The 11815-nt window shown below is 75.3% G+C and carries 2 protein-coding genes; both read left to right on the top strand.

Annotated features, from left to right (window positions below; all coding sequences use genetic code 11):
• On the top strand, positions 1-4195 hold a 4195-nt coding region (locus BAW75_RS03475; protein ID WP_146074792.1), incomplete at its 5' end, for a type I polyketide synthase.
• 47 nt (positions 4196-4242) lie between these two features.
• On the top strand, positions 4243-11815 hold a 7573-nt coding region (locus BAW75_RS03480), incomplete at its 3' end, for a type I polyketide synthase (RefSeq protein ID WP_104112604.1).

Genomic DNA, 11815 nt, shown 5'->3' on the forward strand with positions numbered 1-11815 from the left:
GCAGCGGGGCCTGGCGGCCGACGGCCGGTGCAAGGCGTTCGCGGCGGCTGCGGACGGCACGGGCTGGGGCGAGGGTGTGGGCGTGCTGCTGGTGGAGCGGCTGTCGGACGCGCGGCGCAACGGGCACGAGGTGCTGGCGATCGTGCGGGGCAGTGCGGTCAACCAGGACGGCGCCTCGAACGGGCTGACCGCCCCGAACGGTCCGTCGCAGCAGCGGGTGATCCGCCAGGCGCTGGCGTCGGCGCGGCTCTCCGCGGCCGACGTGGACGTGGTCGAGGCGCACGGCACGGGCACCACGCTCGGTGACCCGATCGAGGCGCAGGCCCTGCTCGCCACGTACGGGCAGGAGCGCGAGGAGCCGCTGCTGCTCGGCTCGGTCAAGTCGAACATCGGCCACACGCAGGCCGCCGCCGGCGTCGCCGGTGTGATCAAGATGGTGCTGGCGATGCGCGAGGGCGTGGTTCCCGCGACGCTGCACGTGGACGAGCCGTCGCCGCACATCGACTGGACCTCCGGGGCCGTCGAGCTGGCGATCGAGTCGCGGCCGTGGCCGGCCGTGGACCGGGCGCGCCGGGCGGCGGTGTCGTCGTTCGGAATCTCCGGCACAAACGCCCACGTGATCATCGAACTGCCCGAGGACCTCCCCGCCGAGAGCGTGGAGCCCGACGGCGAGGCCGCCGAGGATCGCAGCCCGGGGCTCGTGGCCTCCGACGTCGTCGTCTGGACGGTGTCGGGGCGGTCGAAGGGCGCGCTGGCCGGTCAGGCCGCTCGCCTGGCCCAGCACGTCCGCGCGCACGCCGACCTCGACGCGGCGGCGGTGGGCTGGTCTCTCGCTGTTACCAGGTCGGTGTTCGACCAGCGGGCGGCTGTGGTCGGGTCGGGGATGGAGGAGTTGCTGGCGGGGCTGGACGCCCTGGCGGCTGGTGTGCCGGCGGGGAACCTGGTCACGGGTACGGCCGTCGGGACGAGTGCGGTGTTCGTGTTCCCGGGTCAGGGTGCGCAGTCGGCGCGGATGGCGGCCGGCTTGGTGGGTCGGACGCCGGTGTTCGACGCGAGTCTGGCGGAGTGTCAGCGGGCCCTGGCCCCGTACCTGGACGTCGATCTGGTGTCGGTGTTGACGGGTGACGACGAGTCGTGGCTGGAGCGGGTCGAGGTCGTGCAGCCGGTGCTGTGGGCTGTGGGTGTGGCGCTGGCGGCGGTGTGGCAGCACGCGGGGGTCACCCCGGTGGCGGTGGTCGGTCACTCGCAGGGTGAGATCGGTGCCGCGTGTGTGGCCGGGATCCTCAGCCTGGAGGACGCGGCGAAGGCCGTGGCGCTGCGGTCGCGGGCGCTGACCGTGCTGCGGGGCACCGGCACGATGGCGTCGGTCGACCTGTCTGCTGAGGCGGTGGCTGAGCGGTTGCCGGCGTTCCCGGGTGTCGGGGTGGCGGCGGTGAACGGCCCGTCGACGGTGGTGGTGTCGGGTCCGCCGCAACCGGTCGCCGACCTGGTGGCGGCGTGTCAGGCCGACGGGGTGCGGGCGCGGTTGATCCCGGTGGACTACGCGTCGCACTCCGTGGCGGTGCAGGACGTCGCGGAGCAGTTGCGCGCCGACCTGGCCGACGTGACGCCGCGACAGGGCAACGTCCGGCTCGTCTCCACCCTCACCGGGGACTGGGTGGACCCGTCCTCGATGTCGGCGGACTACTGGTACGACAACCTGCGGCAGACCGTCCAGTTCGAGGCCGCCGTCCGGGTGGCCGTCGAGGCGGGTCACACGACGTTCGTCGAGATCTCACCGCATCCGGTGCTGACGATGCCGGTGACGGCGATCCTGGACGACGCCGGCGCGACCGGGCACACGCTGGGCAGCCTGCGGCGCGGTGACGACGACGCGACGCGGCTGCTGACGAACCTCGCCACCGCCCACGCGATCGGCCTGCCCGTCGACCTGACGGCCGTCCTCGCCGAGACCGACGTGGTGGCACTGCCCACGTACGCCTTCGACCGCAGCCGCTTCTGGCCGACCGCGGCGACCCGGCAGGACGACACCGAGGAGACCCCGAGCGGCGTCGACTCCGCGTTCTGGGCGGCCGTCGAACGCGACGACCTGGCCGCGCTCGCGGAACTCACCGAGCAGGACGCGACGGAATCCCTGGAACGGCTGGGCGGGGCCCTGCCCGTGCTCGCCTCCTGGCGACGCCGGCAGCGCAACCGGTCCGCCCTGGACGACCTGCGCTACCGCGCCGTCTGGCAGCCGTACACCGGCACGCCCGTCAGCTTCCTCCCCGGCGCCTGGTGGGTGATCGCCGACGCGCGGCACCCGGAGGAGGGCGAGGCCGCCGTCGCCGAGCTGTCCCGCCGGGGCGCCGACGTCCGGCTGGTGTCGCTGCCGGAGAACCTGACCGACCGGGCCGCCCTCACCGCACACCTGAGCGGTGTCACCCGTACCTCCGACGGCGGGCCGGCCCCGGTCGACGGGGTGCTGTCCCTGCTCGCCCTCGCCGACGGCGCGGTCGACGACACCCAGCCGGTGCCGCCGTTCCTCGCCCGGTCGCTGGCGCTGATCCAGGCGCTCGGGGACCTCGACGTCGCCGCGCCGCTGTGGTGCGTCACCCGGGGCGCCGCCGGCACCACCCGGGGCGGCACCGCCGGCCGCCCGGAGCAGTCGCTGCTCTGGGGCCTCGGCCGGGTCGTCGCCCTCGAACACCCCGAGCGGTGGGGCGGCCTGGTCGACGTACCGGCCACCCTGGACGACCACGGCTGGGACCTGCTCTGCGCCGCCCTCGCCGGCCTCGACGGCGAGGACCAGCTCGCGGTCGACGGCGCCACCATCCTGGTACGCCGGCTGGTACGCGCGCCCGGCGGCGAGGCGCCCACCGACGAGGCCGGCTACCCGGGCACGACGCTGGTCACCGGCGGCACCGGCGCGCTCGGCGCGGAGAAGGCCCGCTGGCTGGCCGCCCGGGGCGCCGAGCACCTGATGCTCGTCAGCCGCCGCGGCGCGGACGCCCCCGGCGCCACGGCACTCGTCCGTGAGCTGACCGGGGCGGGCACCCGGGTGACCGTCGCGGCCTGCGACGTGGCCGACCGGGCCGCGCTGGCCAAGCTGCTCGACGAGGTGCCCGCCGACGCGCCGCTGACCACCGTCGTGCACGCCGCCGGCGTGCTGGAGGACGGGGTGCTCGACGGGCTCACCCCCGACCGGCTCGCCACCGTCCTGCGACCCAAGGTGCTCGGCGCCCTGCACCTGCACGAGCTCACCCTCGGGCGGGAACTGCGCGCGTTCGTGCTGTTCTCCGCGATGGCCGGCCAGCTCGGCGCCGCCGGTCAGGGCAGCTACGCCGCCGCCAACGCCTACCTCGACGCGCTCGCCGAGCAGCGGCACCGCCAGGGCCTGCCGGCCACCTCGGTCGCCTGGGGCCCCTGGGCGGCCGGCGGGATGGCCGCCACCGACCAGGCCGTCGAGGAGCGCCGCCGGCGTACCGGCGTGGCCCGCCTCGACACCGCGCTCGCGCTCACGGCGCTCGCCCAGTGCGTCGCGCGGGGCGAGCCGGCGACGATGGTGACCGAGATCGACTGGGCCCGCTACGTGCCCGGCTTCGTGGCCGTGCGGCCCAGCCCGCTCATCGCGGGTGTGGCCGAGGCACGGCGGGCCGTCGCCGAGCGGGCCGAGGACACCGGCGTCTCCGCGGAGTCCCTGGCCGCCCTGCTCGCCGGGCAGACCGACGCCGAACGACGCAAGACCCTGCTGGAGCTGGTACGCGGGCAGGCCGCCGCGGTGCTCGGGCACGCCTCGATGGACGCCGTCGAGCCGGACCGGGCGTTCCGCGAACTCGGCTTCGACTCGCTGACCGCCGTGGAGCTGCGTAACCGGCTCACCGCGGCGACCGGCGTGCGGCTGCCCGCCACCGTGGTCTTCGACTACCCGACCGCCGCCGGGCTGGCCGAATACGTGCGGGCCGCGATCGTCGACGGCGGCGTGGCCGGGGTCGCACCGGTCTTCGGTGAGCTGGACAGGTTGGAAGCGGCACTCTCCGGCTCGGCGCCGGACCGCAGCGCCCGAATTCGGATCACCGAACGGCTGCGGGCGCTGCTGGCCTCCCTCAACGAGGCCGACGCCCCGGCGGACGGCGACACCGTCGCCGAGAAGCTCCAGGACGCGACGCCGGACGAGGTCTTCGACTTCATCGACCGCGAGCTGGGGATGTCCTGACGTGATCGCTGCTGCGACGACGGGTCAACACAAGGAGTGCGCGGTCCATGGCTGACGAGGCGAAGCTTCTCGACTACCTCAAGCGGGTCACCGCTGACCTGCACCAGGTGCGCCAGCGCCTGCGCGAGGTGGAGGCCGGTGAACAGGAACCGGTCGCCATCGTCTCCATGAGCTGCCGCTTCCCCGGCGGGGTGCGCTCTCCCGAGGACCTGTGGGAGGTGGTCGCGTCCGGCCGGGACGTGGTCACCGACTTCCCCGAGGACCGCGGCTGGGACCTCGGGTCGCTCTACGACAGCGACCCTGAACAGAGCGGCACGTCGTACACGCGGCAGGGCGGCTTCGTCCACGACCTGGCCGACTTCGACCCGGGCTTCTTCGCGATCTCCCCCCGCGAGGCGCTGGCGATGGACCCGCAGCAGCGCTGGCTGCTGGAGACATCGTGGGAGGCCCTGGAGCGGGCCGGCATCGACCCGCACTCGCTGCGCGGCAGCCGCACCGGCGTCTTCGCCGGCAGCACCGGCCAGGACTACGGCACCGTGCTGATGGGCGCCGCGCAGGGCCTGGAGGGGCACCTGATGACCGGCAACGCCGGCAGCGTGGTCTCCGGCCGGATCGCCTACACCTTCGGGCTGGAGGGCCCGGCGGTCACCATCGACACGGCCTGCTCGTCCTCGCTGGTCGCCCTGCACCTGGCGGGGCAGGCGCTGCGGCAGCGGGAGTGCACCCTGGCGATCGTCGCCGGGGTCACCGCCATGTGCACCCCGGCCGCCTTCGTCGAGTTCTCCCGGCAGCGCGGCCTCGCCGCCGACGGCCGCTGCAAGGCGTTCGCCGCCGCCGCCGACGGGACCGGCTGGTCCGAGGGCGTCGGCGTCCTGGTGCTGGAGCGGCTGTCGGACGCGCAGCGCAACGGCCACCCCGTCCTCGCCGTGGTGCGGGGCAGCGCCGTCAACCAGGACGGCGCCTCCAACGGCCTGAGCGCCCCGAACGGGCCGTCGCAGCAGCGGGTGATCCAGCAGGCGCTGGCCAACGCCGGCCTCGCCACCGGCGGCGTGGACGTGGTGGAGGCGCACGGCACCGGCACCCGGCTCGGCGACCCGATCGAGGCGCAGGCGCTGCTCGCCACGTACGGGCAGGACCGGGGGGACTCGGCGCCGCTGCTGCTCGGGTCGGTCAAGTCGAACATCGGTCACGCCCAGGCCGCCGCCGGTGTCGCCGGTGTGATCAAGATGGTCATGGCGATGCGGCACGGCGTCGTACCGCCCACCCTGCACGTGGACGAGCCGACGCCCGAGGTCGACTGGTCGGCCGGCGAGGTGTCGCTGGTGACCGAGGCGACGCCGTGGCCGGCGGTGAGCCGGCCGCGCCGCTCGGCCGTCTCCTCGTTCGGGGTGTCCGGCACGAACGCCCACACCATCCTGGAGCAGGCTCCGGAGCCCCAGCAGTCCCCGTCGGCCGCCGCCGCGTCGCCGGTCGAGCGGCCGGTCGTGCCGGTGCCGGTGTCGGCCCGGGACGCGGCCGGCCTCGCCGCGCCGGCGGGCCGCTGGGCGGCCCGGATCGCCGCCGACGAGACCCTGCGGCCCCTGGACGTGGCCTTCTCGTCGGTCACCTCACGCTCCACCCTGGAGCACCGGGCCGTGGTCTCCGCGACCGGCCGTGAGGAGTTGCTGGCCGGGTTGCGTGCCCTGGCCGCCGGGCAGCCGTCGGGTGCGGTTGTCACGGGCCAGGCCGGCGGCCGGGGTCCGTTGGCGGTGCTGTTCTCCGGCCAGGGTGCGCAGCGCGCCGGCATGGGCCGGGAGTTGTACGCCGAGTTCCCGGTCTTCGCCGCCGCGTTCGACGAGGCGTGCGGGCACCTGGACAGGGCCCTGCCGCGCCCGCTGCGCGAGGTGCTCTTCGCCGAGCCGGGTTCGGCTGAGGCGGAGCTGCTGGACCAGACGGTGTTCACGCAGGCCGGTCTGTTCGCGGTCGAGGTGGCGCTGTTCCGTCTCGTCGAGTCCTTCGGCGTCGCCCCCGACCTGGTCGGCGGCCACTCGATCGGTGAGGTCACGGCGGCGTACGTGGCGGGGGTGCTGTCGCTGGAGCACGCCTGCGCGCTGGTGGCGGCGCGGGGCCGGTTGATGCAGGCGCTGCCGACCGGTGGCGGGATGCTGGCGGTCGCGGCGGCCGAGGCCGATGTGGCGGCGGCGCTGGACGGGCTGGCCGGTGTAGGGATCGCGGCGGTCAATGGTCCGCAGGCTGTCGTGGTCTCCGGTGCCGTTGAGGCCCTCGACGAGGTGGAGCGGGTCTGGAAGGACCGGGGTGTGCGTACGCGTCGGCTCGCGGTCAGCCACGCGTTCCACAGTCCGTTGATGGAGCCGGTGCTCGCTGATTTCCGGGCCGTTCTCGACGGGTTGGAGTTCGCCGCGCCGTTGTTGCCGGTCGTGTCGAACGTGACCGGTGCCCTGGCCGGCGATGAGATCCGCACGCCGGAGTACTGGGTGCGCCACGTGCGCGAGGCGGTGCGGTTCGCTGACGGGGTCGCCGCGCTGCGCGCCGCCGGGGCGGACACGTTCCTGGAGATCGGCCCGCGCAGCGTACTGACCGCGATGGCGGCCGACATCCTGCCCGCCGACGACGCCGTGCTGGCCGTCGCCGCGCAGCGCGCCGACCGGCCCGAGGCGCACGGGCTGCTGGCCGGGCTGGCCGAGCTGCACGTGCACGGGGTGGCGGTCGACTGGCGGCAGTGGTTCGCCGACACCGGCGCGCGGCGCGTCGACCTGCCCACGTACGCCTTCCAGCACCAGCGCTACTGGCCCGAGGCGGGCGCCGGGTGGACCGGCGACGTCACCGCCGTCGGCCTGCGCCCCGCGCAACACCCCCTGCTCGGGGCCGCCGTCGGCGTCGCGCACGCCGAGGGATTCCTGTTCACCGGCCGGCTGGCCCGGCGTACCCACCCGTGGATCTGTGACCACGTCGTCTTCGACACCGTGCTGCTGCCCGGCACGGGCTTCGTCGAACTCGCCCTCCAGGCCGGCGCGCACGTCGGCGCGGACCACGTCCGCGAACTCACCCTGGAGTCGCCGCTGATCCTGCCGGAGACCGGGGGCGTCGACATCCAGCTCTGGATCGGCCCGGCCGACGAGACCGGCTGCCGGTCCGTGTCGCTGCACTCCGCCCAGGACGGCGAGCCGGCCGAGGGCGCGGGCGAGCGGACCTGGACCCGCAACGCCAGCGGCGTGCTGGCCAGCGGCCCCGCCGCCCCGAGCGGCCCCGCCGGCTGGTCCGACCTGACCACCTGGCCGCCGCCGGGCGCCACCGAGGTCGGCACCGACGACCTCTACCTGAACCTCTCCGCCCAGGGCTACGACTACGGTCCGTCCTTCATCGCCCTGCGCTCCGCGTGGCGGCGCGGCGACGACCTCTTCGCCGAGCTGGCGCTGCCCGAGGCCCCCGCCGCCGAGGCCGGCGGGTACGGCCTGCACCCGGCCCTGCTCGACGCGGCGCTGCACACCCTCGGCCTGACCACGCCGGCCGGAGAGCCTTCAGGGGCGGGCATGCCCCCGGGGTACGGCCGGCTGCCGTTCTCCTGGAACGACGTCGCCCTGCACGGCGCCGGGGCCGCGGCGGCCCGCGTCCGGGTCTCGCACACCGGCCCCGACAGCATCTCGCTGCTGCTCACCGACGTCACCGGCGCGCCCGTCATCTCCGTCGGCTCCCTGGTCCTGCGGCCGGTCTCCGCCGACCAGCTCCGCACCGCCTCCGGCGGCGGCACCGAGTCGCTCTTCCAGGTCGATTGGGCGCCGCTCGCGCTGCCCGCCGGCCCGTCCACTGTCGACTGGGCGGTCATCGGCGACGCCGCGGCGCTCACCGACGCGGTCGCGGCCACCGGCACGGCCGTGGCGGCGTACCCCGACCTGACGGCCCTGGCCACGGCGATGGACGACGGGACGGACGCGCCCGGCGTGCTGGTCCTGCCGTTGCTCGACCCGCCCGCGTCGGCGGACGTGCCGCGCGCCGTCGCCGAGGCGACCCACCGGGTGCTTGCCGTGCTCCAGCAGTTCCTCGCCGAGGAGCGCTACGCGGTGTCCCGGCTGGTGGTGCTGACCTCGGGCGCGGTCGCCACCGACCGGGACGCCGACCTGACCGACCTGGCCGGCGCCGCCGTGATCGGCCTGCTCCGCTCCGCCCAGTCGGAGAACCCCGACCGGTTCGTGCTTGTCGACGTCGACGACGTGGCCGGCTGTGCCGCCGCGCTCGTCCCGGCCGTCGCGACCGACGAACCGCAGGTCGTGATCCGCGCGGGTGTCGCCGCCGGCGCCCGGCTCACCCGGGTTCCCGCCCCGGCCGAGCCGCCGGCCGCCCCGTTCGACTCCGACGGCACCGTGCTGATCACCGGCGCCACCGGCACCCTCGGCCAGCTGATGAGCCGGCACCTGGTCAGCACGTACGGCGTCCGGCACCTCATCCTCACCAGCCGGCGCGGCCGCGCCGCCGGGGGCGTCGCGGAGCTCTGCGCCGAACTGGAGGCGCTCGGCGTGAGCGTCACCGTCGCCGCCTGCGACGTCGCCGACCGCGCCGCCGTGGCCGAGCTGCTGGCCGGCATCCCGGCGGAGCACCCCCTCACCGCCGTCGTCCACGCCGCCGGCGTCCGCGACGACGGCGTCATCTCCTCGCTCACCCCCGAGCGGATGGACGGCGTGCTGCGGCCCAAGGTCGACGCCGCGTGGCACCTGCACGAGCTGACCGCCGACCTCGGCCTGAAGGCGTTCGTCTCGTACTCCTCGCTGGCCGCCACCGCAGGCGGCCCGGGCCAGGGCAACTACGCCGCCGCCAACGCGTTCCTCGACGGGCTGGCCCACCACCGCAAGGCGCGCGGCCTCGCCGCGCTCACCCTCGCCTGGGGCCTCTGGGCCGACCGCAGCGGCATGACCACCGAGCTGGACGACGTCCACCTCAACCGGATCTCCCGCTCCGGCGTCGCCGCCATGGAGGCCGAGGAGGGGCTCGCGCTCTTCGACGTGGCCTGCCGCACCACCGACGCCGCGCTCGTCCCGGCCCGGCTGGACCTCGCCGCGATGAAGGTGCAGTTCGCCGGCGGGAGCATCCCGCCGCTGTACCGGGCGCTGATCCGCACGCCCGCGCGCGCCGCCGCGGCCACCACCGGCGCGTCACTGGTGCAGCAGCTCGCCGGGCTGGGCGACGCCGAGCGGGCCGCCGCGCTGGTCGAGATCGTCCGCGGGCAGGCCGCCGCCGTGCTCGGCTACCCCGACCCGGCGGCCATCGAGCCGCGCCGGGCGTTCAGCGAGTTCGGCTTCGACTCGCTGACCGCCGTCGAGATGCGCAACCGGCTCAACAACGCCTTCGGGATGCGGCTGCCGGCCACCCTCGTCTTCGACTACCCGACCCCGCACGACCTGGCGGGCTTCCTGGGTACGGAGATCGCCGGCACCCCGGTCCCCGTGCGACCCGCGACGACCACCGTGCCGGTCGGCGACGACGAGCCCCTCGCGATCATCGGCATGGCCTGCCGGCTGCCCGGCGGCGTGTGGTCGCCCGACGACCTGTGGCGGCTGGTGGTCGACGGCGTCGACGCGATCAGCGACCTGCCGACCGACCGTGGCTGGGACCTCGACAGCCTCTACAGCCCCGACCCCGACGCCCCCGGCACCTTCTACGCCCGCGGCGGCGGCTTCCTCAGCGGCGTGGACCGGTTCGACCCCGGCTTCTTCGGCATCTCGCCCCGCGAGGCCCTGGCCATGGACCCGCAGCAGCGGCTGCTGCTGGAAACCACCTGGGAGTCCTTCGAGTCCGCCGGCATCGACCCGGCCGACGTACGGGGCAGCAGCACCGGCGTCTTTGTCGGCACCAGCGGCCAGGACTACGGCTCGCTGCTCGCGTACTCGCCGGAGGCCGCCGAGGGCTACATGCTGACCGGGATGACCAGCAGCGTCATCTCCGGCCGGGTGGCGTACACGTTCGGGCTGGAGGGGCCGGCGGTGTCGCTGGACACGGCCTGCTCCTCGTCGCTGGTGGCCCTGCACTGGGCCGGTCAGGCGCTGCGGCGCGGCGAGTGCGACATGGCCCTCGCCGGCGGCGTGATGGTGATGGCCACCCCGACCGCCTTCGTCGAGTTCTCCCGGCAGCGCGGCCTGGCCGCCGACGGCCGGTGCAAGTCGTTCGCCGCGTCGGCCGACGGCACCGGCTGGTCCGAGGGCGTGGGCATGCTGCTCGTGCAGCGGCTCTCCGACGCGCGCCGACAGGGCCGCACCGTGTACGCGGTGGTGCGCGGCTCGGCGATCAACTCCGACGGCGCCTCCAACGGGCTGACCGCCCCGAACGGTCCGTCGCAGCAGCGGGTGATCCGCCAGGCGCTGGCGTCGGCCCGCCTTACCACGGCCGACGTGGACGTGGTCGAGGCGCACGGCACCGGCACCACGCTCGGTGACCCGATCGAGGCGCAGGCCCTGCTGGCCACGTACGGGCGGGAGCGGCCCGCCGACCGGCCGCTGCTGCTCGGCTCGATCAAGTCGAACATCGGCCACGCCCAGGCCGCCGCCGGGGTGGCCGGTGTGATCAAGATGGTGCAGGCCATCCGGCACGGCCTCGTCCCGGCGACGCTGCACGTGGACGAGCCGTCCCCGCACATCGACTGGACCTCCGGCGCCGTCGAGCTGGCCACGGAGTCGCGGCCGTGGCCGGCGGTGGACCGGCCGCGCCGGGCGGCGGTGTCGTCGTTCGGCATCTCCGGCACGAACGCCCACGTGATCATCGAGCAGGGTGACGAGCCGGTCGACGCCGCACGCGTGGACACCCGGCCCGGCCTCGTGGATTCCGGCGTCGTGGCATGGCCGCTGTCGGGGCGGTCGAGGGAAGCCCTGACCGGCCAGGCGGCCCGGCTGGCCCGGCACGTACGCGAGCACGGCGAGGTCGATGCGGCGGCGGTGGGCTGGTCCCTGACGACGACCCGGTCGACGTTCGACCAGCGGGCGGTCGTGGTCGGGTCGAGCGCGGAGGAGTTGCTGGCGGGGCTGGACGCCCTGGCGGCTGGTGCGCCGGCGGGGAACCTGGTCACGGGTACGGCCGTCGGGACGAGTGCGGTGTTCGTGTTCCCGGGTCAGGGTGCGCAGTCGGCGCGGATGGCGGCCGGCTTGGTGGGTCGGACGCCGGTGTTCGACGCGAGTCTGGCGGAGTGTCAGCGGGCCCTGGCCCCGTACCTGGACGTCGATCTGGTGTCGGTGTTGACGGGTGACGACGAGTCGTGGCTGGAGCGGGTCGAGGTCGTGCAGCCGGTGCTGTGGGCTGTGGGTGTGGCGCTGGCGGCGGTGTGGCAGCACGCGGGGGTCACCCCGGCGGCGGTGGTCGGTCACTCGCAGGGTGAGATCGGTGCGGCGTGTGTGGCGGGGATTCTCTCCCTGGAGGACGCGGCGAAGGCTGTGGCGTTGCGGTCGCGGGCGCTGACGGTGCTGCGGGGTACCGGGACGATGGCGTCGGTGGACCTGTCGGCGGAGGCGGTGGCTGAGTGGCTGCCGGCGTTCCCGGGTGTCGGGGTGGCGGCGGTGAACGGTCCGTCGACGGTGGTGGTGTCGGGTCCGCCGCAGCCGGTTGCGGATCTGGTGGCGGCGTGTCAGGCCGACGGGGTGCGGG

Origin of the sequence: Micromonospora chalcea, assembly GCF_002926165.1 — a bacterium.
In the GTDB taxonomy this organism is placed as follows: Bacteria; Actinomycetota; Actinomycetes; order Mycobacteriales; family Micromonosporaceae; genus Micromonospora; species Micromonospora chalcea.